Raw genomic sequence first — 25,818 nt, 5'->3', positions numbered from 1 at the left:
AACGGCGTGATCGCCGAGACCGCTCGACTGATCGTCGGCTGCGACACTCCGAACTGCTCGGCGAGTTCAACCTGGGTGCGGTTACGGCGCAGATAGATCAACGCCACACGCACCGAGTCGAACAAGCCCAACGTCGGCGGCCACCGCCGACGTGCGGATATTCGGGAATCCTGAATGATCGCACACAAGTCCACGATCTGATCGCGCGTCAGGCCGGTGGTAGAATACATACAGGCAGTCCGTTTGGTGAGGCTTCTGGCGTGGTAACCGAATTCTCTCAAACGGACTGCCGCTTAGTTGATCAGGGGTAGTGCAAACTCGACCACTCCGACTCCTGAATAACCCTCACAGCCTAGACGGACCCACCGACAGTCCACCCATTCATGATCAACCGCCAGCAAAGCCCCCGAACACACAGCCTAGCGACGACCACCGACAACCCACGCGATCCATGATCAACCCGACCCAGAGCCCCCGAATATAAATCCTAGACCGACACACCGACAAGATCCGCACCGACAAGATCCGCACCAGCAAGATCCACCCAGCCAGTCCCACCCCTGACAAGACGCCCCGCCCAGCAGCCCCCCGGGCAGTCAGCTCACACCAGCACCCGATCCAACTCCTCAAGCAACCGCATCTTCGGCCGTGCCCCCACCAACCGCGCAACCGCCTCACCATCGCGAAACAGCAGCAACGTCGGCAGCGACATGACCTGATAGTCCCGCGCCGTCGCCGGATTCTCATCAGAATTGATCTTCACCACCGTGATCGGCCGCTCGGTCTCGATCTCGGCGAGCACCGGAAGAATCATGTGGCACGGCGGGCACCACTGCGCCCAGAAGTCGACCAGAACCGTTCCCTCCGCGGACAGGACTTCCTCGGCGAACGTGGCATCGGTAACGGTCTTCATCAGATCCCCTCAGTGACGGAACAGGTCGGGTGCGGTTCGCGGACCATCGCGGCGGCCAGCTTGTGGGCGAGATCGGCGCGCACGGTGGACAACCGGTCCAGGCAAGCCTCAACTTCAGCGAGCTTCCGCCGGTACACCTCAACCGAGTCCGCGCAAGCGTCACCGGCCACGTGTCCCGCTCGCAGGCAGGCAACGAACGGCCGCGTCTCGTCCAGGCTGAACCCGACCGCCTGCAACGTTCGGATCTCGCTGACCAACCGGAGGTCGGACTCGTCGTACTCCCGATGGCCGTGCCCGTCGCGGCGTGCGGGTAGCAGACCCCTGGCCTCGTAGAAGCGCAGCGCCCGTGTTGTCGTCCCGGCCCGTTCGGCCAGCTCACCGATCCGCATGCGAACGACGGTAGACGTTGCCCCGCGCGTCAACGCAAGCCGCGAGCCCGCTCGCTGATTTCCTTGCTGTTCGCCCGGAAGTGGTCACGCTTCGCGACCGCGTCCCGCACGTACAGCGCGACCTGGGCCGGGTCGATCTCCGCGTCGAGCGGGAAGTCCCAGGTCATCAGGGTGGCGGTGCCCTTGCGCAGCACACCCAGCGGGTCGTCGAGCAGCACGCCCCAGAGGAACCGCAGGCAGGTGCCCTTGGCCTTGGCGTTGACGCCCGCAACCCAGTGCTTCCAGTCGCCGTCCACCGCGTACATCAACATGCCGTACTTGACCGCGACGTCGAACCCGGGGTGGACGGCGTCGTGCAGGGCGAGGATGGCCTTCGCCTGGGCGGGCTGGTGCCGCCCGGCGTACTCGGTGGCGATCGTCATGCCCCTAACCGTGACGGTTCGGAGCAGTCTCGTCAACCGTGCTGACCTGGGCCGTTGACCTCCCGTGCGAACATGTGTTCGTGTCCGCCGAGGGTCCCATCCTGCACGCCGACCTCGACGCCTTCTACGCGTCGGTCGAACAGCGCGACGACCCCGCGCTGCGCGGCCGTCCGGTCATCGTCGGCACCGGGGTGGTGCTCGCCGCCAGCTACGAGGCCAAGGCGCGCGGGGTCCGCACCGCGATGAACGGGCGGATGGCGCGCGGGCTGTGCCCGGACGCGATCGTCGTCCAGCCCCGCATGTCGGCGTACTCGGCCGCGTCGAAAGCCGTGTTCGAGGTGTTCGCCGACACGACCCCGCTGGTCGAGGGCCTGTCCATCGACGAGGCGTTCCTCGACGTCGGCGGCCTGCGCCGGATCGCCGGGACCCCCAGCGCGATCGCCGCCGACCTGCGCCGCGCCGTCGCCTCGCGGGTGGGCCTGCCGATCACGGTCGGCGTGGCCCGCACCAAGTTCCTCGCCAAGGTCGCCAGCGGCGTCGCCAAACCCGACGGCCTCCTCGTCGTCCCGCACGACGCCGAACTCGCCTTCCTGCACCCCCTGCCCGTCGAACGCCTCTGGGGCGTTGGCGCCGTGACCTCCGCGAAACTGCGCGCGCACGGCATCACCACCGTCGGCCAGGTCGCCGCCTTCGACATCCGCGAACTCGTGTCGATGCTCGGTGTCGGCGCCGGTCGCCACATCCACGCCCTCGCCAACAACCACGACCCCCGCCGGGTCCGGACAGGCCAACGCCGCCGCTCCATGGGCGCCCAACGCGCCCTCGGCTCCCGCCGCCGCGACTACGCCGAACTGGACGCCACCATCGCCGCCCTGGTCGACCGCCTCGCCCGGCGCCTGCGCGCCGCCCGCCGAGCCTGCCGCACCATCACACTCCGACTACGTTTCGCCGACTTCACCCGAGCAACCCGCTCACACACCATCCGCACCCCCACTGACGGCACCGACCCCATCCTCGCCACCGCCCGCACCCTCCTCACCGCCGCCTGGCCCACCATCACCGACCGCGGCATCACCCTCATCGGCCTGTCCCTGTCCAACTTCGACAACGACACAGTCCAACTCGAACTCCCCTTCACCGGCCCCGACCTCACCCCACTCGACTCCACCCTGGACACCCTCCGCACCCGCTTTGGCACCGGCGCCGTGACCCGAGCGGCCCTGCTCAACCAGCCAGACCTGGTCGAAGTCCCGCTCCTCCCGGACTGACCACCGCTCCCCAAGATCAGGTCATGCACTTCCGACCCCCCGCAGACCCCCACCCAACCGGCTCACCGCATCGGGCGTCCTGCACGCCACGGTCACCGCTCGCTCGACTTCTCTTTCGCCCGCCGCTGCCTGCCGATCACCGCGATGCGCTTTCCGATGTCACCGCCTGTCTTGTCACCCGATCCAGCGCTTGCCTCACGTTCCGCCCGGGTCCAGGCAGGACCCCACTCTCCCGGGGGCCGGGGGCCCATTCCTGACCATAGCGCGAATCGCGATTTGTCAAGGGGCGAGCGGTGTCGGCTGTGGACAACTCAGCCCCATGTGGACCACTCGGCGGGGCGAGGGTCGGGAGATGTCGTGATGTGCTTCCTGCTGGGTGTGTCCGCCTGCTCCTTGGCACGTGGCTCGCGCGCCAACCGCAGCGAGGCAGGCTCAGTGCGGGAGTGTCCTCGGTAGACCAGTACCGGCCCCAAGATCACCTGACCTGAGCAGCCCCCGAATCCAGCCTACTCATGCACACCGACAGAACCCGCCCAGCGAAAGCGCTCTCCCCATCACGAGAGCCAAGCAGGCACCGGCAGGCGCCGGGGTGGTCACTCCGGCTCGTACGCCAGGTTCGGTCGCAGCCAACGCTCCACTTCGGACACAGGATCCCCCTTGCGCGACGCGTAGTCGGCGATTTGGTCCGCCCCGATCCGGCCCACCGTGAAGTACCGGGAGTCGGGATGGGCGAAGATCAGACCGGAGACGGCCGCCGCCGGGGACATGGCGAAGGACTCGGTGAGGGTGATGCCGTGGCCGTCCGGGCCGAGCAGGTCGAACAGGGTCTGCTTGAGGGTGTGGTCGGGGCTGGCGGGGTAGCCGAGTGCCGGGCGGATGCCGCGGTAGCGCTCGGCGTGCAGGTCTTCCAGGACCGGGTCGGCGTCGGGTTCGAACCACTCGCGGCGGGCCTGGAGGTGGATCCACTCGGCGAACGATTCGGCGAGGCGGTCGGCCAGGGCTTTCACCATGATGGCGCGGTAGTCGTCGTGGGTGGCTTCGTATTCCGCGGCCATTTCCTCCGCGCCGTGCACGGACACCGCGAAGCCGCCGAGGTGGTCGCCCGCGGGGGCGATGTAGTCGGACAGGCAGCGGTTCGGCCGGTTCTCCGGTTTCTGCGTCTGCTGGCGCAGCATCGGCAGGAGCACGTCGTCGGCCAGCACGATGTCGTCGCCGGCGGAGTGGGCGGGCCAGAAGCCGTACGCGCCGTGGAAGGTGAAGCGGTGGCCGATCTCGTCGAGCATCGTGTTGGCGTCGTCGAACAGTTCGCGGGCGACGGGCTGGTTCAGGATGGCCGGGTACTTCCCCTTGAGCTCCCACGCCAGGAACAGGAACTGCCAGTCGATCATCGCGCGGATCTCGGCGAAGGTGGGGGAGACCGTGCGGACGCCGGTGAAGGACGGGGTCGGCAGGGTGGTGAAGTCGACCTGTTCGCGGTTCAGCCGGGCGGCGGCGATCTCCAGCAGCGGCTTGGCGTGCCGGTTCTCGTGCTGTTCGCGCAGCGTCGCCTGTTCGGCGCGGTTGCGCACGTCCAACTCGTCCGCGCGACCGGAGTCCATCAGGTCGGCGACCACACCGACCACGCGGGACGCGTCGAGCACGTGCACCGTCGTCCCGTCGTACGCGGGCGCGATCCGCACGGCCGTGTGCTGGCGGGACGTGGTCGCGCCGCCGATCAACACCGGCAGCTTCAGGCCCCGCCGCTGCATCTCGCCCGCGACCGCCACCATCTCGTCCAGCGACGGCGTGATCAGCCCCGACAGACCGACGACGTCCGCGCCCTCGGCAACCGCCGTGTCCAGGATGACCGCGGCGGGCACCATCACGCCGAGGTCGATCACCTCGTAGTTGTTGCAGCCCAGCACGACACCCACGATGTTCTTGCCGATGTCGTGCACGTCGCCCTTGACCGTGGCCAGCACGACCTTGCCCTGCCCCCGGCTCGTGTCGAGCCGCCCCTCCAGGCGGGCCTTCTCCTTCTCCGCCTCCATGAACGGCTCCAGGTAGGCCACCGACCGCTTCATCACCCGGGCGCTCTTGACCACCTGCGGCAGGAACATCTTGCCGGACCCGAACAGGTCGCCGACGATCCGCATGCCGTCCATCAGCGGGCCCTCGATCACCTCCAGCGGTCGCGCCATCTGCGCGCGGGCCTCCTCGGTGTCGTCCTCGATGAAGTCGACGATCCCGTGCACCAACGCGTACGACAACCGCTGGCCGACGGGGCCCTCACGCCACGACAGGTCTACCGTGCGCTTGGTCTTGGAGCCCTTAACCGTCTCCGCGAACTCGACGAGCCTGTCCGTCGCGTCTTCCCGACGGTCGAAGAGGACGTCTTCGACCAATTCGAGCAGGTCCTTCGGGATGTCCTCGTAGACCACGAGCTGACCGGCGTTGACGATGCCCATGTCCAGGCCCGCGCGCACCGCGTGGAACAAGAACGCCGAGTGCATCGCCTCGCGCACGGTGTCGTTGCCGCGGAAGGAGAACGACAGGTTCGAAATGCCGCCGGACGTGCGCGCGCCCGGACAGCGCTCCTTGATAAGCGGCAGCGCGTCGATGAACGCCTTGGCGTACCCGTTGTGCTCGGGGATGCCGGTAGCCACGGCGAGCACGTTCGGGTCGAACACGATGTCCTCGGCGGGGAACCCGGCGCGCAGGGTGAGCAGGTCGTAGGCGCGGGCGCAGATCTCGACCTTGCGGTGGGCGGTGTCGGCCTGGCCCTTCTCGTCGAAGGCCATCACCACCACACCAGCGCCGTAGTCGCGGATCTTGGCCGCCTGGGCCAGGAACGGCTCCTCGCCCTCCTTGAGGCTGATCGAGTTGACCACGCCCTTGCCCTGCACGCACTTGAGCCCGGCCTCCAGCACGCTCCACCGCGAGCTGTCCACCATGATCGGGATGCGGGCCACCTCGGGCTCGGTGGCGATCAGGTTCAGGAACGTGGTCATCGCCTGCTCGCTGTCGAGCAGGTCGGCGTCCATGTTGACGTCGAGCAGGTTCGCCCCGCCGCGCACCTGGTCGAGCGCGACGTCCACCGCGCCCTGGTGGTTGTCCGCCTCGATCAGCCTGCGGAACTTCGCCGAGCCGGTGACGTTGGTGCGCTCGCCGATCATCACGAACCCGGTGTCCGCGCCGATCTCGAACGGCTCCAACCCGCTGAACCGGCTCGCCTTGGCCACGGTCGGCACCGGCCGCGGATCGAGGCCCTTGACCGCTTGGGCGATCGCGGCGATGTGCTCTGGTGTGGTGCCGCAGCAGCCGCCGACGATGTTGACCATGCCCTCGCCCGCGAACTCGGCGAGCAGCCCGCTGGTCACGGCCGGGGTCTCGTCGTAGCCGCCGAACGCGTTGGGCAGACCGGCGTTGGGGTGGCTGGCGGTGTAGGTGCCCGCGAGCCGGGACAACTCGGCCACGTGCGGGCGCATCTCGGTCGCCCCCAGCGCGCAGTTGACCCCCACGACCAGCGGCCGGGCGTGCTCGACGGACCGCCAGAACGCCTCGACCGTCTGCCCGGACAGGGTGCGCCCGCTCAGGTCGGTGATGGTCACCGAGATCCACAGCGGCAGGTCGGGGGCGACCTCGCGGGCGGCGGCGATGGCGGCTTTGCTGTTGAGCGTGTCGAAGATCGTCTCGATCAGCAGCAGGTCGACCCCGCCCTCTGCCAGCGCCCGGATCTGCTCCGCGTAGGTGGCCTTGACCTGGTCGAAGGTGACCGCGCGGAACGCCGGGTCGTCCACCTTCGGCGACAGCGACAAGGTGACGTTCAGCGGCCCGACCGACCCGGCCACGAACCGGTCGCCCGCCTCGTCGGCGGCCTGCCGGGCGAGTTGCGCGCCGCGCAGGTTCATCTCCGCCGCGTGGTCCTGCAGGCCGTAGTCGGCCTGGGCGATGGCGGTGGCGGTGAACGTGTTGGTGGTGGTGATGTCCGCGCCCGCCGCCAGGTACCGGCGGTGCACGTCGAGGATCAGGTCGGGTCGGGTGAGGTTGAGCAGGTCGGGGTCGCCGGTGACGTCCTTGGGGTGGTCGAGGAACCGGTCGCCCTGGTAGTCCTCGGGCGCGAGCCTGGCGCCCTGCAGCATGGTGCCCCAGGCGCCGTCGAGGACGGCGATCCGCCGCCCGAGCAGCTCCCGCAACCGCTGGATACGATCCTGGTCAGCCACGCGCACACACCTCCGGTTCCCGGAGGCGCCCTTGTACGGCCCTGTCCGGACCTGAGCCGAGCGTGGCGGGCGGGAGACCCCCGGACCCGTTGCAGCGCCTCTCGGCTTCGGCGTCCGAGCTTACCGGAAACCACCGACAGCCATGCGACGCCCCGGCCGCCCCCGTCACCCGATCGGCGCGACCGAGTCCGTTGTCCCGCTTGACGAATCCCCGAACGGGGGCGCCGTAGCGGCGTACCGTGCCGTGGGCAACTCGTCCCACCAGGTGGACGCCGCGGAAAAGGCCCCGCTTCCGGGCCGGGGGTCCGGAAGCGGGGCTGCGGGCCGCCCGCGGGTCGACCGGGAGCATCGGGGCGCGGGCCGCCCGGGGTGGCCGCGGCCGGTGCGGGGTCAGTGCACCGACGGCGGCGCCGGGCTGTGCGGTTGAGGCGTTCAGTGCTGAGGCGTTCAGTTCGGCAGCGGGAGCTGGATCTGCGGGAGCGGGTACGGCAGCGGGATCAGCGGCAACTGCGGCGGCGCGCCCTGGCTGACCAGCAGGCCGAGCAGGTTGAGCAGGCTGGGCAGCAGGGCCTGGACGACGGCGACCGGCAGCACGCTCGCGGTGTCCAGGAAGCCCTGCGTGTTGGCCAGCAGGTGCAGCGCGTCCTGGCTCTCGGTGGTCTCCCGCAGCTCGTCGAGCACCGGCGGCACCTGCTGGAGGACCACCCGCACCTGCTCCGGGCCGGACGCGGCGGCCAGCCGCGTGGCCAGCGCCGTCAGGTCGTCGACGGGGTTCGTCCCGTCGGCTCCGGCGGGGGCGGTGTGCAGTGTCATGGCGGCGACGGCCGCGGTGACGATCGCGGCGACGCGTGACACGGGGGTCCTCATCGGGAATTGCGCCCTTTCTGGTCGATGACGAGGTACTCGGGCTGCCTACAGCTATCAGCGCGGCGGGCGGTGGACCAGTCCGCCCGCATGTGTGATGGCGCAAGCACATAGCTGTGGCATGTCCGCGCGCACCCGGGCATAACCGCAGGTCAGCCCCTTCGGGCGGCGGCGGGTGGGTGGGGTGCGCCGTGGACACGCAGCGTCGTCGGTGCCCGCCGCGATCGGCGACGGCCGCGCCGATCGGATGAATCCGGCCAGGTCACCCGGGTGGGTCACGCGGTGGCGGCCACCAGCACCGCCGCGTCGAGCACGGCCACCACCAGCATCGCGTGGAACGCCGCCCGCGATCCCGGCCGCTTGCCGACCACAAGCCCTACCACCGTCACCACGACCGCCACCGGGAGCATCGCGAACCCGAGCGCCGTCGGTGTCCCCGCCACCAACGCGGCCGACGCGCCCAACACCAACAGCGCTGCCGCGGTCCGTGAACCGGCAGCACCAACCCGGTGCGGCAGGCCCACCACCCCGGTCGCCCGATCGTCCGCCAGGTCCGGCAGCACGTTCGCGAAGTGGGCCGCGGAGCCTAAGAGAGACGCGGTCGCCACCAGCCACCACGGCGGCCAGTGCGGCGCGGGCAGTCCCAAGGTGACGAACACCGTCAAGAGGCCAAAAGAGACGGTATAGGGGAGTACCGACACAACGGTTGACTTGACTCTTAGGTCATACGCCCACGCCGAGACGAGCGCCACTATGTGCGCTGCACCGGCTAAGAGCCCCGACAACAACGACAGCCCGACCGCCGCCGTGGCGCTGATCACGACCAGTGCGCGTATGAGTCCCACCGACACTTGACCAGACGCGACAGGCTTGTCCGCGCGGCCCACCTTCGCGTCTCGCGGGGCGTCGACGAGGTCGTTGAGCCACCCCACCGACAACTGACCCGCGAACACCGCCGACGCGACCGCCACCGCCCCCCAGACCGTCTGCCCCAGCCCCACCGCCAACGCGGTGGCCGCGACCGTCACGGCCACCGCAGGCTCAGGATGTGACGCGCGTACGACCGCAGCTATGTCTCCCGCCCCCTCTTATCACCGACTCGACAGACCGCCACCGTGCGCTAACCCGGGCGGGTGCGTCAAGCGGGTGGGACAGCGGTGTGCCAGCCTCAGACCGTGACCGCCCTCTACGACGATCTTGCCGCGCAGTGGTGGCGACCCCGTGGGGCGTTCGCGATGCTGCATTGGCTCGCCGAAGCCCGCGCGCGGCTCATCCCGGTAGCGCGTCGCCCGGGGGCTGTGTTGGTCGACCTGGGCTGCGGTGGTGGGCTCCTCGCACCGCATGTCAGCGGCAAGGGCTACCTCCACGTCGGCGTTGACCTGTCGAGAGAGGGACCGCGTGTCGCGGCTGAACACGGAGTCAAAGCGGTACGCGGGGATGTCCTCAACGTCCCGTTACGACCGGGTTGCGCGGATGTCGTGGTGGCGGGGGAGATCCTCGAACACGTCCCCGACCTGCCCAGAGCCGTCGCGCAGGCGTGCGGGCTGCTGCGCCCCGGCGGCCTCTTGGTGCTGGACACCCTCGCCGACACCGCGCTCAGCCGGTTCATCACCGTGACCCTGGCCGATCGGCTGCCCGGCGTGCCGCACGGGGTGCATGATCGGGACCGGCTGGTCGACCGCGCTGCCCTGGTCGACGCGTGCGCCCGGCATGGTGTGCGGTTGCGGTTACGGGGTATCCGCCCGTCGGCGCTCGACCTGGTGGCCTGGGCGCTCGGCGGTCGCGGCGGGGTGCGGATGCTCCGCGTCCCGACCACCGCGGTGCTGTTCCAGGGCAGCGGGACGAAGGAGGCCTAGGTGGCGGTGGTGACGGGACTGGGCGTGGCGACACCGCCGACCGTCCGGCAGGAAGCCCTGTGGGACGGCTACTTCCGGGCCCACTTCGGCGACCGCGGCCTGGCCCGCCGGATCTTCGCCGGGAGCGGTGTGCGCACCCGGCACGCCACCGTCGACCCGGTCACCGAGGACATCGCGCACTGGTCCACCGCCCGCCGCATGGCCCGGTTCGCCGAAGAGGCCCCACCGCTGGCCACCGCCGCGCTGACCGCCGCCCTCGCCGACGCGGGCCGCGTCCCGTCCGACCTCGGCCTGCTCGCGGTCGTGTCCTGCACCGGTTACGGCACACCGGGTCTGGACGTCGCGCTCGCCGACACCCTCGGCCTGCCCGCCGACACCCAGCGGCTGCTGATCGGCCACATGGGTTGCTACGCCGCCATTCCCGGCCTCGGCGCGGTGTCCGACTTCGCCGCCGCGCGCGGCCTGCCCGCCGCCCTCGTCTGCGTCGAACTGACCACGCTGCACCTGCAGCCACCGGACGAGGACCCCGAGCAGATGGTCGCGCACGCCCTGTTCAGCGACGCCGCCGCCGCCGTCGTCGTCGAACCCGACGCGCCCGGCTGGGAGGTGCTCGACATCGCCGGGCACACCGAGACCGACGCCCGCGACCTGATGACCTGGCGGATCACCGACCACGGCTTCCGGATGGGCCTGTCCACCCGCGTCCCCGACGTGCTGGCGGGCGTGGTGCGGCCGGTGGTGGAGAAGATGCTGGCCCGCAACGGGGTCGACCTGGCCGAGGTGGACGGGTGGGCCGTGCACCCCGGCGGGCCGCGGATCCTGGACGTGGTGGCGGCCGAATTGGCGTTGGGCCCGGACGCCCTGGCACCATCACGCAAGGTGCTGGCCGAGCACGGCAACTGCTCGTCGGCGACGGTGCTGCTGGTGCTGCGCGAACTCGCGGCCCGGCCCGGTGATCTGGTGGTGACGATGGCGTTCGGTCCCGGCCTGACCCTCTACACGGCGTTGCTGCGGCGGTCCCGGTGACCGAGACCCGCGCCTACCTCGGCGCCAAGCTGTCCGAAAAGGACTTCCCGGTCGACCGGCTCGGCGCCCGGCTCGCCGTCGACGGGACGGTGGCCTGGGTGGACATCCGGCACACCGACGAAGCCGCCCTCGCCGCCGTCGCCGCCGAACTGGACCTGCACGAACTCGCCCTCGAAGACGCCAGGCAGCGGCACCAGCGGCCCAAGCTCGACCACTACCGCAGCCACGAGTTCCTCGCCGTCTACGCGGTCAAGGTCTCCCCGAACGGCGAACTGATCACCTCGGAGCTGTCCGTCTTCCTCACCGACCGCGCCATCGTCACCGTCCACGACGGCTTCGACATGTCCCGGATCACCCACCGCTGGGACGACTCCGCCCTCGACCCCGGCAACACCGGCGTCCTCCTGCACGCCATCCTGGACGAGGTCGTCGACGGCCACCTGCAGGCCGCCTCCACCCTCGACGAGCTCATCGAGGACCTGGAAGGGGTCGTGTTCGAGGACAAACCCGACATCCGCGAACTCCAACGGCACGCCGTCCGCCTCCGCCGCAGCCTCGCCGGACTCCGCCGCGTCGTGCTGCCCATGCGCGACATCATGACCGAACTGCACCGGGTCAAGGGCCTGGTCGACGCCGACCTCGACCCGTACTTCGCCGACATCCGCGACCACGTCGCCCACGCCGCCGACTGGACCGAGTCGCTGCGCGACCACATCACCGCCCTGCGCGAGACCCAGCTCAACATCCAGAGCAACCGCCTCAACCTGATCATGAAAAAGGTCACCGGCTGGGCCGCCATCATCGCCGTCCCGGCCGGGATCACCGGTTTCTACGGCCAGAACGTCCCCATCCCCGGCATCGACAACACCTGGAGCTTCTGGTTCTCCAGCACCATCATCGTCACCAGTTGCGTCGGCCTCTACGCCATGTTCAAACGCAAGGACTGGCTATAACCCCGCCGAACCGGCAACTCCCGTTGCGCTTCCCCGTGACGCGATCGACATGGCTGCCTGCGACAGCGGGTCTGCTGGTGACCCTCGCGAGCTGCTCCACCGAGACCACCACCGGCTATCCGATCTCGGTGGACACTGCTACAGGCGTGACAGGTGCACCGTCGAAGTCCACCGCCCCACAGACCTCGATCAAGCCGTGCACCCTGTTGTCGGCTGCGGACATCGCTCGGCTGGGGATCACCGGGGTCGCGCGCCCGGAGGAGTCCAAGGGCACGATCAGTTGCACCTGGCGCGTCGAACCTGGTACGGCCAGTGACGGCTACAACATCGATGTCACCTTCTACAAGGAGCTCGGCCTCAAGGACCTAGTGACCTCGCAGGCCAAGACCATCAGCCGATTGGGCAAGCACGACACCATCAACGTTCTCGGCGATGAGGGCTCTGGTCGTGTGGTGGCAATCGGCATCTCGCCCACCTCCCGGGTCGACGTGTTCGTCGCAGGTGGGGAGCAGACGAAGTTGTGCAAACCGGCCCAGGACACGGCCGACGTCATCGAACCAAAGCTGCCCTAGCGGCAAACCGCCACAGCCACCCGCCTCAAGATCAACTCCCGCTACCCTTGCCCTGGAAACGATCACCAGGGGAGTGCCGCACATGTCCGCGGACGACGGGGTTGGTGCCATAGGTGCCGCCATGGGCAAGTTCGCCGCCCTGGCCGCGAGCGGTGAGTTCGCGGTCAACGAGCGTGGTGGCCAGGCCTTGCTGAACGCAATACACAACATGATCAAGTGGATAGACGCCAACGAGCAGGGGTTCCGCCGGTTGTCCGAAGCGGCAATGCTCGGCAGCTCGAACAACGCGAACGTGATGAGACCGTATCTGCAGCAGGTAGCCGCAGACGATGCGGGCTTCATCACGCAGATCGACCAGCTTCGCGACTCGTTGGCCTCCGCCGCGGTCGCCATCGAGCAGGCAATGGCAAACTATCAGCGTGCAGACCAGGACGCGGCGGCAAAGCTGACCTGAGAGGTGTCGATCCCGGTGAGGCGTGGAGTCTGGGTGGCCGCAGGGGCGGCCTTAGCGGTGGTGCTCGCCGGTTGCACTGACGAAGAACCAGGCACGCCCAGCGCAGCCATCGGCACGCCGGAGCCGACCGCTCCAACCCCGTCGTCTGCTCCGAGTCCGACCGCGCGCCCCGCTGACTCGATCAAACCGTGCTCGTTGCTCTCCGCCGCCAACGTCGCCACGTTGGGGATCACCGACGGGCCGCAGCCAAGCCAGATCAAGGGAGCCGTGGGTTGCGACTGGCGGGTCGAGAAACAGTCAGTCGGGGACGGCTACGCGATCGGTATCACCGTCTACCCCGACCGCGGCCTCAAGAACATCGCGAGCCCCGGTGCTAAGACGCCCATCGTGGTAGGCAAACACGATGCGATCCAGAACACCGACACCGGCTGCGCGATCGCGATAGGAGTGACTGACACCTCGAGGGTCGAGGTCTACGTCACCGGCGGCAGACAGACAGACCTGTGTAAACCGGCACTGGACACGGCCAACATCATCGAACCGAAGCTCCCGTAGCCCGGAGATCGCAGCGCTGGTCGGTCATGAGGCCGGTGGTCGCGCTAATGCCGCCACCTGGCCCCGGCGTTCCCGCGTTCCGCGGTGCCCCAAGGTCAACTCGGCTATCCTCCCTCCGGAAACGATCACTGGGGGGAGTGCTCACATGTCCACCGACGACGGGGTTGGCGCCATAGGCGCCACCATGGGCCAGTTCGCCGCCCTGGCCGCGAACGGCGAGTTCGCGGTCAACGAGCAGGGCGGCCAGGCGTTGTTGAAGGCAATACGCAACTTGGCCACTTGGATTGACCGGCAGACCCAGGAGTCTTGGCGATTGACCGACGCCGCAAAACTGGGGAGTTCAAACAACGCCAAGGTGATGACACCCTATATGCAGCAGGTTGCGTCCGATGGCCAGGGCTTCGTCACGCAGATCGAGCAGTTGCGCGAGTCGCTGAGTTCTGCGGCTGCGGCCATCGAGCAAGCGATGGCAAACTATCAGCAGACAGATCACGATAGTGCGGTCAAGCTGGCTGGAGAGGTGTCAAACCCGTGAGGCGTGGAGTCTGGCTCACCGTGGGCTTGGTGTTGTTGGCGACCGGCTGCACTGACCAGACTGCCGGTACTCCGACAGCAGCGGGTGAGGCGCCGGACACGACCGCTGAGTCGACCGCTACCCCGAGTTCAACCGCAGGCCCTGCTGACTCGATCAAGCCGTGCGCGTTACTGTCCGCTGCCGACATCAGCCAGTTGGGCATCACAGGCGCTCCCCGGTCGACCAAGATCAAGGGGGCGGTGAGTTGTGATTGGCGGGTGGAAAAGAAGCAGGTAGGCGATAGCTACACCGTCGGTATCAGTGTGTTTCCTGGGCTTGGGCTCAAAGATGTCACGGGGTCGCCGAAGACCCCGACCACAGTCGGCAAGCACGATGCCGTTCAAGTCATTAACAACAGTTCCGGGTGCGCGGTTGCGTTGGGGATCACCGAGACCTCACGGGTGCAGGTCTACGTCACCGGTGGCGATCCGGCGGGGTTGTGCAAGCCCGCTCTCGACATCGCGAAGATCATTGAGCCGAAGTTGCCCTGAGTTACTTGCGGCGCAGCCAGGTTGCTTTGCGTAGGGCTGAGTGGAATTGCTTGGTGGCCGGCTCGATCTCACCCAGGTAGTCGCGGAGGTGTTCGGGGTGGGCGGCGGGGTCTGGGGTGGGGCGGGGGGTGGTGGTGAGCCAGTTGAGGTTTCCCACGGCGGTGATGACGTCGCGCCACCAGGCGTTGATTTCGGTGGTGATTTGGGATTCGGTGGTGGCCGCTTTCGTGACCAGTTGGTCGGCGGCCTGGATTTCGGCGACGAGGGCGACGGCGCGGCGGCGTTCGTGTTCGGAGTGGTGGCGGGCGGCGTGGTGGGCGGTTTCCAGGAGTTGTTTGTAGCGGGCCACCGGGTCGGTCACGGTTCCTCCAGGGCGGTGGTGACGTCGAACGGGATGAGGACCTCGGGGCGGCTGTGCGTCGACCGGTCGAAGAACACGGCGCGGTGGGGGCGGGGGGACCAGTCGACGGCTTGACCGGCGGCGAGTTGGTTGAGCTCGTGGCCCTGCACGTCCAGCGCCACCCACGCGCCGACGTCTTCTCCGCCGCCGAAGCCGAGGGTGTCTTTGAGCCTGCCGACGCCGCGCCACCAGCCGAAGGTGTGGACGTTGCCCGCTGGGCCGTTCTTCAGCAGCGCGCGGAGCTTGTCCAGGCCGCTGACCCGGTCGTCGTCCTTCTGCTCCAGGATCGCGGTGGCCCCGTCGACGGCGTAGAAGAACACGAAGCGCTTCGTGTCGCAGGTCGCGGGCGGCACAACGATGTCGCCGTCGAAGCGCACCTCAGCAACGTGCCCACAAACGCGCAACGCCTTCGCCACCGCCTCAACGGGTGAACGGAGCGCCTCAACCGGGCACAGCAGCACGAACTCGCACCCCTGGTACGCCCGACCGAGCGACAAGGCCACCGTTGCCATGACCGACAACGCGTCGTCGGTCGCCGTCCCCAGCACGGCAAGGTTGCGCCCCGGGACCGGCTCCAGCCGCAACGTTGCCGCCCGGTCCTCCACGTCGATGATGTGCCCCAGCAGCGGCCCGCGCGGTGCGGCGTACTCCGCGGACGACGCCAGCGCGGGCTGGTGCGCGCCGTCGAACAGCCGCGGTTCCGACGACGGGATCTCCCGCCACAGTTGCTTTTGCAGCTCGTCGAAGGTCCCCCGGGTGGACGCGTCCGGCACGTGCGCGACCTCGTTGCCGTGCGGCACACCGGAATCGTGGTTGACCACCGCGTGCCACCGGGGCAGGCTCACCGCGGCCAGGTTGTCCTGGGCCAGCACCCGCTTCGCCTTCGGCATGGCCACGCGCAACGTGCACTGGTCGTACACCGCGGGTTTGCCCCAGAACGCCTCGATGCCCGCGATGTCCTGGCTGGCCAGCACCAGGTGGATGCCCTGCGACCTGCCCCGCCGGGCCACGTCCTCCAGCAGCGCGGCGGCCTGCTGGGTGATCTGGTCGCGACCGGAGAACAGCGCCTGGAACTCGTCGATCACCGCCACGATCCGCGGCCAGTGCCCGTCCGGGTCGGCGTCGCGCAGTTCGGCCAGCTTGGTGACCTCCTGCCGCTTCGCCGCCGCCGCGCGCCGGGCCAGTTCCTGGGCCAGGTACCGCAGCAGCGCCAGCCCGAACTCGCGGTCGGTGTTGACGTTGACGCCGACCAGCCGGGCCTGCGGCAGCCAACTCGGGTCCTTCTCGCCCCGGGTCAGCCCGGCGAACGACACGCCTTCCTTGAAGTCCAACAGGTAGAGCTCCAACTCCCGCGGCGAGTACCGGGCGGCGAGACCGCCGAGCATCGCGTACAGGAAGTTGGTCTTGCCCGACCCGCTCGGCCCCGCCACCAGCGCGTGCGGGGTCGCGTCGCCGAGCACCAAGTCCACCGGGTCGCCCTCGTCGAACCCGATGACGGTGCGCAGTTCGACGTGCGAGGTCTCCTGGGTGTGCGTCGGCGGCAGCAGGTCGACGAACGAGCGTGGCCGTCCCCGGCGGACCTTCATGTCCTGCCCGATCACCGCCGCCGCCTGGCTCACCGCGGACGGCGGCAGCGGCGGGTCGGCCCGCACCACGACGCCGGTGCCGGTCATGCTGGAGGTGGCCTGCTCCCGGTCGGTGAACGTGATCGTCTCAAGTGGACTGCTCGCGGACATCGGCATGTCGACCAGGATCAGGTGCACACCGGCGTCCGGGCCGGTGCGCGCGATCCGGTTGAGCTCGCGGTGCTGTTCGTCGGCCAGCCGCTCGCCGTTGCCGAACAGCACACCGACCCACCACGGCTCCACCCGCCGGGCCGCGCCGTCGCCCACCGCGGTCAGGCCGCTGTCCTTGGTGCGGGCGTGGACTTTCAGGATGTGCCCGGTCAGCGTGGCGAGCAGCCCGTCGAGCTGGGTCGGGTCGTGCACCGTGAGCAAACCCGCGTCGGTCAACGGGTGCAGGTTCGGCAGCGGGCCGGTCAGGTGCCCGACGTCCCACAGGTGCACGCGCACGAGGCCGGGGGTGAACGTGCTGAGCACCCGCATCAACAGGGTCTCCACGATCGAGTCCACCGCGCCGCGGTCGCCGCGGGCCGAGTTCAACCGCAGGTGCCCGCGGTCCAGGAACGGGATCGCGAGCGGGAAACCCTCCTCGGCGGGCTCGTGTTCGACGTGCGCGGTGCCGACCCGCCACAGCCGCGGCGCGCGGATACCCGGGTCGTTGCCCAGTTGACCCAGCCAGTGCTGCCACGGTTGACCGGCGGGACCGGGGGCCTCGGTCGCGACCAGGTCACGCAACGCGGGCAGGCCCGCACTGCGCCAGTCGGCGTAGCTGTCGTCGCGTTCGCTGATGATCCTCGACCACACCGGCGCCAACTCGGCCTCTCCCAGCCGCTCGGCGATGTCCCGGTCCCGGGTCGCCTTGGCCAGCCCGAGCCGCTGCACCGAGCGCTCGAACTCCAACTGCCGCTTGTACCGGGCCGCCCGTTCGTGCTCGCCGCTCGCCGCGCCCAGTGCCAACCCGAGCACAGCGCGCAACCGGGCCAGCGCCTCCTCGGCGCGCTGCCTGCGTTCCCGCTTTCCCATGGTCTGGGCCGCCCCATCCGCTCGATCGACCGGCGTCAGCGCCCGCCCAGGTATCCTTCGGCGGCGGCGATCCCGGCGAACACCGCGTCCCGCGCGTCCGCCAGCGCCCGGTCGGCCTCGGCGAGCAGACCCTGCGAACGGGCCAGTTCGGCGTGGTCACCGCTGCCGACGGCGGTCGCCAGTGCCCCGCGCGCCTCGTCGAGCTCCAGCGACGCCTGCGCGATCGCCGCGACCCCCGACCGCGCCTTCTCGGTCGCCACCGCGACCCAGGAACGGATGTCCTCAACGCCCGCCATATCTCCACAGGCTAGTGCGGATGATCTCCGTCGGCCGAACCGGGTTCGCCTGGCTACTCCGATCGTGTGCGACCGGTTCCGTTATGCCCGGCTGTGATCTGCCCCCCAGGTCACCGCCGGGTTACCGTCTGGTCCAGCCGCCAGGGGTGCACGCCGGTCCGTGGACCCCTTTCCAGCCTGCGCGCCGGGGAGGTACCGTCACCGGACGATCGCAGAGGGGGCAGGCCCGTGGAACTGGAAGTCCGCCACCTCCGCGCGCTGGCCGCCATCGACGAGACCGGCAGCCTCACCCAGGCCGCCCGCCGCCTCGGCATGTCCCAACCCGCCCTCTCCGGCCTGCTGCAACGCATCGAACGCACCGTCGGCGGCCGCCTCTTCTTCCGCGCCGAATACGGCTGCCTGCCCACCCCGTTGGGCGCCGAGGTCCTCAACGAGGCCCGAGTGGTGCTCTCCGGCATGACCGCGATCGCCGAACGCGTCGGCGAATGGTCCCGCCGGGGCCTTCCCTCAGATCCACTCCGGGTCGGCGGGTATTGCGGTTTCCTGCACGTGGAAATAAGCCGGTGGCTCCAAGACCAGCCCTGGTGCACCGGGGTGAGCGTGCAGGAAGATCTGGACGAGCGGATCAGCATCGACAAAGTCGCCATCGGCGCATTGGATTTGGCGCTGGTTTACCTGCCGCCATTACCCGGACTCACCCAACCGCCTGGAGTCCGCAGCGTCGTGGTCCACCCCGAGGAACCGGTATTCCTGGCGGTCGCCCACGACCACCCACTGGCCGGACGAGCGTCGGTGTCCCTCGCCGACATCGCCGAACACCCCTGGGTCGACGAACCCCCCGGCACGTCGCGCTGGTCGACCTACGTCAACCAGGTCTGCCACGAACACGGACTGGTCCTCGACCAACCACACAGCACCCAGTGCCTGGCGACGCAACTGGAACTGATCTCGGCCAAACTGGCCATCGGCCCCGCCCTCGCCACCGCCCGCAACCGCCCCGGCAACATCGTCATCCGCCCCATCGACGACAACCCGATGCGCCAAGAACTCCGCCTCTTTTACCGCCCCGCCTCAATCATCGCCACCCACATCGAGGAAATCCACAACCAGGTCCTCACCTCCTACCAACACCGCCAAGGCTGCAACCCCGCCTTCGACCACTGGTGGCTCAACCGCGGCGGCTCCCTCGCCCTGACCGGTTGACCGACTACGGCACCTTCGCGGTGTCCAGCGCGGGCGCGCACTGGTCCATCTGCTTGCTACCGGTGACATAAACCTCGACCCTCGACGTCTCAGTCACCCCCAAGTCAACCGTACAGCCGTCGTCGGGCGTATTGGACGGTGTCGTGCTTACCGATTTCCATCGGCGCCTTCGGCCCGGAACTCACAATATCCTTGAGACCGCTTTCTGGCGTCTCGCTTACCGCTGTCGGAGTACCTGCGGTCTGGTCGGTGCAACCCGTCGCCAACAACACCCGGCCCGCGGTGACCCGGACTCCACGCCTTGCGAACTCCATGCTACGGGAGTTTAGGCTCAATGATTTTCGCGGTTTCCAAAGCCACCGCGCACAAGTCGGCAGGCTTCCCGCCGACGATGTAGACCTGCACCCGAGACGTGTCCGTGATTCCCATGGCCAACGCGCAGCCTCCGCGGTCAATGTCCTGGATGGCGTCGTGTTTACCGACCTTGGTCGAGGTGTGGGCGGACCCTGACATGTCCTTGAGCCCACGCTCGGGGAATACGTCGATCGCGATGGTGAAGCTGTCTCCGGCTGGCTGCTTCTCAACCCGCCAGTCGCAACTCGTCGCACCCTTGATGGCGCTGGGCTTGGGTGCGCCGGTGATACCCAACGCGGCGACATCGGAGGCCGACAGCAGCGAACACGGCTTGATCGAGTCGACGGGGTTGGCGGTGGAACTGGACGTCGCGGCCGACTCGGTGGTCGGGTCCGGCGCATCGCTCGTGGCTGTCGGGGTACCGGTGGTCTGGTTGGCGCAGGCCGTGAGAGTTGCCAGCAGAAGCGCCGGCATGGTTGGCCATGTCGGTCGCTTCACGGGTCTCCTCTTAAGCTGTTACGGAAGTCGCGGCTCTACCAGTCGTGCGGCGTCCAATGCGGGAGCGCACAAGTCTTCTGGTTTTCCCCCAACCGCCATCACATCGACCCGTGACGTGGTGGTCACCTCGATACCGACCAGACATCCGATCCCGCCCGGTCCCAACGCCTGTACTGCCTTGTGCTTTCCCACGCTGACCGAGGCAGGCCGGCTGCTTGTCACGATATCCCCGAGCCCCAAATGCGGGTAATAACCAACGCTGATGGTGTAGCCGCCTCCGGCCGACTCTTTGTTGACCCGCCAATCACACGATGTCACACCGGTGATTTTCCCCGGCTTGCCGATGCCGGTCACGCCGAGTGTCTTGAGCGCGGGTTCCGTCAACAACTCGCAGGGATCGATCGCGGTGGTCCGAGTGGGCTCGGTCGTGGACGAGTGGGTCGGCTCAATGGAGCCTGGTTCGGCACCCTGTGTTGTCGGAGAGCCCGTGGTCTGCGTGGTACACGCCGCGAGAGCCAGTGCGGCGGTGACCACGAGTAAGGAAGTTTTCCGCACGGTCTCGGCACCCCTCACCTGAGTTTGTCCGCCGCCTGGCCATCAGCGTGCTGATAGTTTGCCATGGCTTGCCTGATGCCCGCCTCGGCGTCGATGAGGGTCGTCCGCAACTGCTGGAGTTGCGTGATGAAACCACTTCCATCGCTGGCCACGTTCTGCAGAAACGGTTGCATGACCTGGGCGTTGTTCGAGGTCCCCAGCTTGGCGATCTGCTGCAGGTATGCGGACCGCACCTGCTGGTCGTCAATCCACTCGATTAGGTTGCGTATTGCTTTCAGCAGCGCCTGGCCACCCCGCTCGTTGACCGCGAACTCGCCGTTCGCGGCCAGGGCGGCGAACTGGCCCATGGCGGCGCCTACCCCGTCGTCGTTCGACACGTCTCCCGTTGGTGATCGACTCCGGGGGGAGGGTAGCGGAAGTTGATCTTCGGGGTACCGCAGAACGGGGGAGGCCGGAGTCCCGTTGACGTGGGGGTAACCGTCAGGACAAGGGGGTGGGTGGGCTGCTTGACTGTGCCCATGGAGTTGGCGAGGACCCCGGAGCCGCCGTACTACGCGGTGGTGTTCACGTCTGTGTTGAGCCTGGATGACGAGGGCTACCACGAGGCGGCGGATCGGATGTTCGAGTTGGTGCGGGGGACGCCGGGGTTTTTGGGGTTCGACTCGGTGCGGGATGAGGATCGGGTGGGGATCACGGTGGCCTACTTCGCCAGTGAGGAGGCCATCTCGGTGTGGCGGGAGCAGCCGGAGCACGTGGTGACCAGGGGTAACGGGCGGGAGCGCTGGTACGACGCGTTCGAGGTGCGGGTGGCGCGAGTGGAACGGGCGTACCGGAAGGGGCGCGGCTAGTCCCACATGCCGGTACCTCGTTCGTCGACCGGCATACTGCCCGGAGGCACGTGGGACGGGCAGGGGTGTGATGGATCGACAGCGGTGGGTGGCGCTCGCCCGTGAGGTGTCTGCCGGGCTGGCCGGGGACGCGGTGGAGCGGGAGCGGAAGAACGCCGAGCCGGTTGTCGAGGTGGCGGCGCTCAAGGACGCCGGGTTGCTGCCGTTGCTGGTCCCCGTCGAGCACGGTGGGCATGGCGCGGACTGGGCGACGGCGCACGCGGTGCTGGCCGAGATCGCCGCCGCGGACGCGTCGGTCGGGCACCTGCTGGGCTACCACTACCTGCACGTCTGGCGGACGACCTTGTTCGACCGGCCCGACCTGACCGAGGCCCTCAACCGCGGTACCGCCGAGCACCGCTGGTTCTGGGGTGGTGTCGCGAACCCCAGGGACGACGCGCTCGTCCTGTCCGATGTGGACGGTGGCTACCTGGTCAACGGCCGCAAGTTCTTCGCCACCGGGGCCAGCGTGGCCGATCGCCTTGTCGTCAGCGGGGCCGCGAGTACCGGCAAGCTCACCTTCGTCCTCGACGCCGCCGCGCCCGGCATCCGCTACCTCGGTGACTGGGACAACCTGGGGCAGCGCCTCTCGGCCAGCGGCGGGGTCGAGTTCACCGACGTCTTCGTCGCCGAGTCGGACGTCCTGGGCAACCAGCCCCAGCCCGGTGACCGCCGCGCCCAGCGGGACTCGCTCGCCGCGATCGGGTTCCAGTTGGTCTTGAGCCGCGTCCTCGCCGCCGTCGGCCGGGGTGCCCTCGACGCCGCCACGCTGTACACCCGGGAAACCGCTCGCGCGTGGCCGACCTCCGGTGTCGAGCGCGCCACCGACGACCCGCACGTCCTCGCCGGTTACGGCACCCTGCTGGCCCGCCTGGAAGCCGCGGACCTGCTGGTCGACGCCGCCGCCGACGCGTTCACCGAGGCCGCCACCCGGGGTGACGACTTGACCGCCGAGCAGCGCGGCCGGACGTCGATCCGCATCTCGCAGGCCAAGGTGGTGACCTCCGAGCTCGCCGTGGAGATCACCAACCGGTTGTTCGAGTTCACCGGGGCCCGCGCGACCGGCGCCGGGCACGGCATGGACCGGTTCTGGCGCAACGCCCGCACGCTCACCCTGCACGACCCGGCGGTGTACAAGGCCGCCGAGGTGGGCAGGCACCTGCTGACCGGCGAGTTCCCGGCGCCCAGCGGGTACAGCTGATGCGTCCCACCCTCGACGAGAGCGTCAAGCTGACCGACGACGCTGTCGAGATCCTGGACCGGCGCCGGTTCCCGTTCGAGCGCGTGTGGGTGCGGTGCGCGACGGTCGACGAGGTTGCCGTGGCTATAGAGGACATGGTTACCCAATCGTCCGGCCCGTATTTCGCAGCCCTATACGGCATGGTCCTCGCGGCCCGGAGCGCGACGGGCCTACCTGCGACAGACGCGCGCGCCGCGCTCGACAAGGCTGGCGCGCGACTTATCGCGAGCCGCAGTACGAACAACCACCTGCGTAAGGCCGTCAACGCGGTCTTGGCCGAGATCGACGCGGCAGCGGGGGAGGACCTGGTGACCGCAGCGACCCGGGGTGCCCTGGCGGGCGACGAGACCTACCGGGCTAAGAGCCGGGCCCTCGGTGAGCACAGCGCAGCCCTGCTGCCCGATGGCGCCCGCGTGCTCACCCACTGCTGGGCCGACGCGTACCTGATCGAGACGGTCGCCGCGGTCCGGCGTGCGGGTAAGGACGTCAGCTTCTTCTGCACCGAGACCCGCCCCTACCTGCAGGGCGCCCGCCTCACCGCCGAAACCCTGGCCGAGATGGATGTCGACACGACCTTGATCACCGACGGCATGGGCGCCGCCGTGCTGTCCCAGGGCCTGGTCGACGTGCTGCTCACCGCCGCCGACCGGGTGACCATGGATGGGCACGTGGTCAACAAGGTCGGCACCCTGGGCCTCGCCGTCGCCGCGCACGCGTTCGGCGTGCCGTTCGTCGCCCAGGTCCAGGCCCCCGACCCGGCCGCCAAGACCGCCGCCGACGTGCCGATCGAGCACCGCGACGGCGACGAGGTCCTGCACACCCTCGGCGTGCGGACCGCCAGCGCCAAGGTGCGCGGCCACTACCCGGCTTTTGACGTGACCCCGCCCGGGTACGTCTCCACCATCGTCACCGACCGCGGACCGTTCGCCCCGGACGCCGTGTCCGAGTACCACCGTGCAAGTCCCGGCAAAGAGAGGGTCCCGTGACCGACACCCTGTCCGCCCAGTGGGTGGTGCTCGACATCGAGGGCACCCTGATGCCGACCGCGGGAGTCCACGTGACGCTATACGACTACGCGCGGCCCCGGCTCGGCCCGTGGATCGACGCGCACGCGGACGACCCGGTGGTCCGGTCCGCCGTGGCCCGCACGAAGACCGAAGGCGGGCTGCCGGAGAACGCCGACACCGCTGCCGTCGTCGCGGTGCTGCACGGGTGGATGGCCGCCGACCGCAAGGCCGCGCCGCTCAAGGACCTGCAGGGCCTCATCTGGCAGGACGGCTACGCCCGCCGCGACCTGGTGTCGGAGTACTTCTCCGACGTCGTACCCGCCCTGCGCGGCTGGGTCGAGGCCGGGTTGAAGCTGGCCGTGTTCTCGTCCGGCTCGGTCGCGGGCCAGATCGCGTCGTTCTCCACCACCACCGAGGGCGACCTGACCACCCTGTTCCGCCACCACTTCGACACGACCAACGCGGGCCCCAAACGCGAGGCAGCCTCGTACGCGTCGATCGCCGAGGGGCTTGGCGGACCCATCCCGCGCCGGATCGTGTTCCTGTCCGACGTCCCCGCCGAGCTGGACGCCGCCCGCGAGGCGGGTTGGCAGACGATCGGCCTGGCCCGCCCCGGCGAGCCGCACGCCGACAGCGACTTCGGCACCCACCGCGTCACCAAGACCTTCGACGAGTTCCGGATCGTGCCGGATGCCTGACCTGCGCACCGCCGGACTCGCCCTCGCCGCCGAGTCCGCCCGGTACGCGGGCCTCGGCTGGATGCGCGGCACCTCCGGCAACCTGTCGGTCACCCTCACCCGCGACCCGCTCCGCCTCGCCGTCACCGCCAGCGGCCTCGACAAGGGCGAACTGACCGCCGCCGACGTCGTCGAGGTCGACGGCTCCGGCGCGGCCCTGCCCGGCCAACCCCTGGCCCCGTCCGCCGAGGCGGGCCTGCACGCCCGGATCGCGGCCGTCGCGGGCGCCGGTGCCGTCGTCCACCTGCACATGCTCGCCCCCGTCGTCGCCGCCGAACGCTGGCCCGACGGCATCGAACTCAGCGACCTGGAAATGCTCAAGGGCTTCGGCCGCGCCGCCCACGACGACCTGGTCCGCGTCCCCGTCGTCGCCAACTCCCAGGACATGCAGGTGCTCGGCGACGCCTTCGAGGCAGGCTACGACCCGGCCACCCCGGCCCTGGTGGTCGCCCGGCACGGGGTATACGTGTGGGGGGCCGACCTGCGGCAGGCCCGCTGGCGAGCCGAATGCCTCGAATGGCTGCTCCGCTTCAAGACCGCCACCCCGGAAGGCTGAGCGATGACCCAACTGACCGTCTGGCCCGACACCGACCCCACCACCCCCACCCTGCGCACCCGCGACGCGGCCGTCATCGAGGAAACCCTGGCCGCCCTCGGCGTCCGCTTCTCCCGCTGGCCCCTCGCCGACCTCCCGGACCAGGCCACCCCCGACGACGTCATCAAGGCCTACCAACCCCACGTCGACGAAATCTCCACCCGCGAGAACTACCACTTCGTCGACGCCGTCGCCATGTCCCCCACCGACACCGACGAATGGCGAACCACCGCCGCCACCGCCCGCGCCAAATTCCTCACCGAACACACCCACGACGACAACGAAGACCGCTTCTTCGCCCGAGGCTCCGGCATCTTCTACCTCCACATCGAAGGCAAAGTCCACGCCGTCCTCTGCGAAGCAGGCGACCTCCTCAGCGTCCCCGCCAACACAACCCACTGGTTCGACATGGGCACCACCCCCAACTACATATCCATCCGCTTCTTCCACACAGACGACGGTTGGGTAGCCACCTTCCTGGAAACCTCCATCGCCCACCTCTTCCCCACCTACGACGACCTAACCAAGAACTAAACCAAGAACGCGCGCCGCCCGCTCCCACCCACCCACCCACCACTCACTCACCCAGAAAAACGGCCGCTAAGAACGCTCCACCCGACACTCGCACCGCGCGCCTCGGGACCCGCCGATACCAACTGCCCGTTGTGGTGGAGTTGTTTTGTTTGGGGGGAGCGGTGGCCTAAGCCGGCTGGCGGGTAAGGCCACGCTTTCCAGTGGCCCCGCCTTTTTGCCTTACCCAGGCTGCCGCTAGGGGCCCCAAACAAAACAACTTCACCACAACGGGCACTACCGTTTTTATCTGGCGCCCGTGGCCGGCGTCGCCGCCAGGCGACAAGGCCGA

General features: G+C 69.1%; 29 protein-coding genes. 16 read left to right on the top strand and 13 right to left on the bottom strand.

Going from position 1 to position 25,818, the window contains the following annotated elements:
• From H504_RS41590 to H504_RS0124290, 4 genes are all read right to left on the bottom strand, one after another.
• A partial coding sequence (locus tag H504_RS41590; RefSeq protein WP_169735451.1) for a transposase family protein occupies positions 1-230 on the bottom strand: 230 nt, incomplete at its 3' end.
• A gap of 371 nt (positions 231-601) precedes the next feature.
• Entirely contained in the window at positions 602-913 is a 312-nt protein-coding gene (gene trxA, locus H504_RS0124300; protein ID WP_035305822.1) for a thioredoxin, read from the bottom strand.
• The gene (locus tag H504_RS0124295) at positions 913-1,302 is read right to left on the bottom strand and encodes a MerR family transcriptional regulator (RefSeq protein WP_026424904.1); all 390 of its coding nucleotides are present in this window, start codon (positions 1,300-1,302) and stop codon (positions 913-915) included. The genes trxA and H504_RS0124295 overlap by 1 nt, the downstream gene beginning before the upstream one ends.
• A 29-nt stretch (positions 1,303-1,331) precedes the next feature.
• Positions 1,332-1,724 (bottom strand): DUF1801 domain-containing protein, encoded by a 393-nt coding sequence (locus tag H504_RS0124290; protein WP_026424903.1) that lies wholly within the window; start codon positions 1,722-1,724, stop codon positions 1,332-1,334.
• 80 nt (positions 1,725-1,804) lie between these two features.
• Here H504_RS0124290 and dinB point away from each other — a divergent pair, with 80 nt between their 5' ends.
• Entirely contained in the window at positions 1,805-2,992 is a 1,188-nt protein-coding gene (gene dinB / locus H504_RS0124285) for a DNA polymerase IV (RefSeq protein ID WP_157440604.1), read from the top strand.
• A gap of 593 nt (positions 2,993-3,585) precedes the next feature.
• Here dinB and metH read toward each other — a convergent pair.
• The 3 genes from metH to H504_RS0124270 all read right to left on the bottom strand — a co-directional run bounded on the left by metH (position 3,586) and on the right by H504_RS0124270 (position 9,092).
• Positions 3,586-7,194, bottom strand: coding sequence for a methionine synthase (metH, locus tag H504_RS0124280; protein WP_084468128.1), 3,609 nt, complete (start codon positions 7,192-7,194; stop codon positions 3,586-3,588).
• A gap of 447 nt (positions 7,195-7,641) precedes the next feature.
• Positions 7,642-8,049: a hypothetical protein gene (locus H504_RS0124275; protein ID WP_026424900.1), complete on the bottom strand. Its 408-nt coding sequence runs from the start codon at positions 8,047-8,049 to the stop codon at positions 7,642-7,644.
• A gap of 284 nt (positions 8,050-8,333) precedes the next feature.
• Positions 8,334-9,092 (bottom strand): UbiA family prenyltransferase, encoded by a 759-nt coding sequence (locus H504_RS0124270; protein WP_245614438.1) that lies wholly within the window; start codon positions 9,090-9,092, stop codon positions 8,334-8,336.
• 141 nt (positions 9,093-9,233) lie between these two features.
• On the opposite strand from H504_RS0124270, the gene H504_RS0124265 reads away from it, so the two are divergent.
• The 8 genes from H504_RS0124265 to H504_RS40460 all read left to right on the top strand — a co-directional run bounded on the left by H504_RS0124265 (position 9,234) and on the right by H504_RS40460 (position 14,539).
• Entirely contained in the window at positions 9,234-9,914 is a 681-nt protein-coding gene (locus tag H504_RS0124265; RefSeq protein ID WP_026424898.1) for a methyltransferase domain-containing protein, read from the top strand.
• Positions 9,915-10,940, top strand: a complete 1,026-nt coding sequence (locus H504_RS0124260) for a type III polyketide synthase (RefSeq protein ID WP_026424897.1) — start codon at positions 9,915-9,917, stop codon at positions 10,938-10,940.
• Positions 10,937-11,893 (top strand): magnesium transporter CorA family protein, encoded by a 957-nt coding sequence (locus tag H504_RS0124255; protein ID WP_026424896.1) that lies wholly within the window; start codon positions 10,937-10,939, stop codon positions 11,891-11,893. The genes H504_RS0124260 and H504_RS0124255 overlap by 4 nt, the downstream gene beginning before the upstream one ends.
• Before the next feature lie 77 nt (positions 11,894-11,970).
• Positions 11,971-12,465: a DUF3558 family protein gene (locus tag H504_RS0124250; RefSeq protein ID WP_026424895.1), complete on the top strand. Its 495-nt coding sequence runs from the start codon at positions 11,971-11,973 to the stop codon at positions 12,463-12,465.
• A gap of 82 nt (positions 12,466-12,547) precedes the next feature.
• Positions 12,548-12,919 (top strand): hypothetical protein, encoded by a 372-nt coding sequence (locus H504_RS0124245; protein WP_026424894.1) that lies wholly within the window; start codon positions 12,548-12,550, stop codon positions 12,917-12,919.
• A 3-nt stretch (positions 12,920-12,922) separates the two neighbouring features.
• Positions 12,923-13,474 carry a DUF3558 family protein gene (locus tag H504_RS0124240; RefSeq protein ID WP_084468126.1) on the top strand — a complete coding sequence of 184 codons (552 nt, stop codon included), beginning with the start codon at positions 12,923-12,925 and terminating at the stop codon, positions 13,472-13,474.
• Positions 13,475-13,619: 145 nt separating this feature from the next.
• Positions 13,620-14,009, top strand: a complete 390-nt coding sequence (locus tag H504_RS0124235) for a hypothetical protein (protein ID WP_026424892.1) — start codon at positions 13,620-13,622, stop codon at positions 14,007-14,009.
• Positions 14,010-14,038: 29 nt separating this feature from the next.
• Positions 14,039-14,539 (top strand): DUF3558 domain-containing protein, encoded by a 501-nt coding sequence (locus H504_RS40460; RefSeq protein WP_169735449.1) that lies wholly within the window; start codon positions 14,039-14,041, stop codon positions 14,537-14,539.
• A 1-nt stretch (position 14,540) separates the two neighbouring features.
• Here the strand turns inward: H504_RS40460 and H504_RS0124225 are convergent, their stop codons facing one another.
• From H504_RS0124225 to H504_RS36740, 3 genes are read right to left on the bottom strand one after another with little or no spacing between them, the layout of a single operon-like run.
• Complete coding sequence (locus tag H504_RS0124225) at positions 14,541-14,900, bottom strand: hypothetical protein (protein WP_026424891.1); 360 nt, start codon at positions 14,898-14,900, stop codon at positions 14,541-14,543.
• Positions 14,897-17,584, bottom strand: coding sequence for an FtsK/SpoIIIE domain-containing protein (locus tag H504_RS0124220; protein ID WP_026424890.1), 2,688 nt, complete (start codon positions 17,582-17,584; stop codon positions 14,897-14,899). Before H504_RS0124220 ends, H504_RS0124225 begins: the two co-directional genes overlap by 4 nt.
• A gap of 35 nt (positions 17,585-17,619) precedes the next feature.
• Entirely contained in the window at positions 17,620-17,880 is a 261-nt protein-coding gene (locus tag H504_RS36740; protein ID WP_035305815.1) for a hypothetical protein, read from the bottom strand.
• Between the two features lie 228 nt (positions 17,881-18,108).
• On the opposite strand from H504_RS36740, the gene H504_RS0124210 reads away from it, so the two are divergent.
• Positions 18,109-19,083 carry a LysR family transcriptional regulator gene (locus tag H504_RS0124210; protein ID WP_026424889.1) on the top strand — a complete coding sequence of 325 codons (975 nt, stop codon included), beginning with the start codon at positions 18,109-18,111 and terminating at the stop codon, positions 19,081-19,083.
• A gap of 315 nt (positions 19,084-19,398) precedes the next feature.
• On the opposite strand, the gene H504_RS0124200 is transcribed toward H504_RS0124210, so the two are convergent.
• The 3 genes from H504_RS0124200 to H504_RS0124195 are packed head-to-tail and all read right to left on the bottom strand — an operon-like array spanning position 19,399 to position 20,867.
• Positions 19,399-19,935 (bottom strand): DUF3558 domain-containing protein, encoded by a 537-nt coding sequence (locus tag H504_RS0124200; RefSeq protein ID WP_157440603.1) that lies wholly within the window; start codon positions 19,933-19,935, stop codon positions 19,399-19,401.
• An 18-nt stretch (positions 19,936-19,953) separates the two neighbouring features.
• Positions 19,954-20,469, bottom strand: coding sequence for a DUF3558 domain-containing protein (locus H504_RS40455; protein ID WP_169735448.1), 516 nt, complete (start codon positions 20,467-20,469; stop codon positions 19,954-19,956).
• A 35-nt stretch (positions 20,470-20,504) separates the two neighbouring features.
• Complete coding sequence (locus tag H504_RS0124195; RefSeq protein WP_026424887.1) at positions 20,505-20,867, bottom strand: hypothetical protein; 363 nt, start codon at positions 20,865-20,867, stop codon at positions 20,505-20,507.
• Between the two features lie 141 nt (positions 20,868-21,008).
• On the opposite strand from H504_RS0124195, the gene H504_RS0124190 reads away from it, so the two are divergent.
• The 6 genes from H504_RS0124190 to H504_RS0124165 all read left to right on the top strand — a co-directional run bounded on the left by H504_RS0124190 (position 21,009) and on the right by H504_RS0124165 (position 25,490).
• The gene (locus H504_RS0124190) at positions 21,009-21,338 is read left to right on the top strand and encodes an antibiotic biosynthesis monooxygenase family protein (protein ID WP_026424886.1); all 330 of its coding nucleotides are present in this window, start codon (positions 21,009-21,011) and stop codon (positions 21,336-21,338) included.
• 70 nt (positions 21,339-21,408) lie between these two features.
• The gene (locus tag H504_RS0124185; protein WP_026424885.1) at positions 21,409-22,578 is read left to right on the top strand and encodes an acyl-CoA dehydrogenase family protein; all 1,170 of its coding nucleotides are present in this window, start codon (positions 21,409-21,411) and stop codon (positions 22,576-22,578) included.
• A complete protein-coding gene (locus H504_RS0124180; RefSeq protein ID WP_026424884.1) occupies positions 22,578-23,603 on the top strand; it encodes a s-methyl-5-thioribose-1-phosphate isomerase in 1,026 nt (341 codons plus the stop codon). Before H504_RS0124185 ends, H504_RS0124180 begins: the two co-directional genes overlap by 1 nt.
• Positions 23,600-24,322 (top strand): acireductone synthase, encoded by a 723-nt coding sequence (gene mtnC, locus H504_RS0124175; protein WP_026424883.1) that lies wholly within the window; start codon positions 23,600-23,602, stop codon positions 24,320-24,322. Before H504_RS0124180 ends, mtnC begins: the two co-directional genes overlap by 4 nt.
• Complete coding sequence (gene mtnB / locus H504_RS0124170) at positions 24,315-24,917, top strand: methylthioribulose 1-phosphate dehydratase (RefSeq protein WP_026424882.1); 603 nt, start codon at positions 24,315-24,317, stop codon at positions 24,915-24,917. The genes mtnC and mtnB overlap by 8 nt, the downstream gene beginning before the upstream one ends.
• A 3-nt stretch (positions 24,918-24,920) precedes the next feature.
• On the top strand, positions 24,921-25,490 hold the full coding sequence (locus tag H504_RS0124165) for a 1,2-dihydroxy-3-keto-5-methylthiopentene dioxygenase (protein ID WP_026424881.1): 570 nt from the start codon (positions 24,921-24,923) through the stop codon (positions 25,488-25,490).
• Positions 25,491-25,818: the final 328 nt, after the last annotated feature.

Origin of the sequence: Actinokineospora inagensis DSM 44258 (assembly GCF_000482865.1) — a bacterium.
Lineage (GTDB): Bacteria > Actinomycetota > Actinomycetes > Mycobacteriales > Pseudonocardiaceae > Actinokineospora > Actinokineospora inagensis.
Note: the sequence above shows the minus strand (reverse complement) of the source record. Positions and strands in the feature narration are given on the sequence as shown.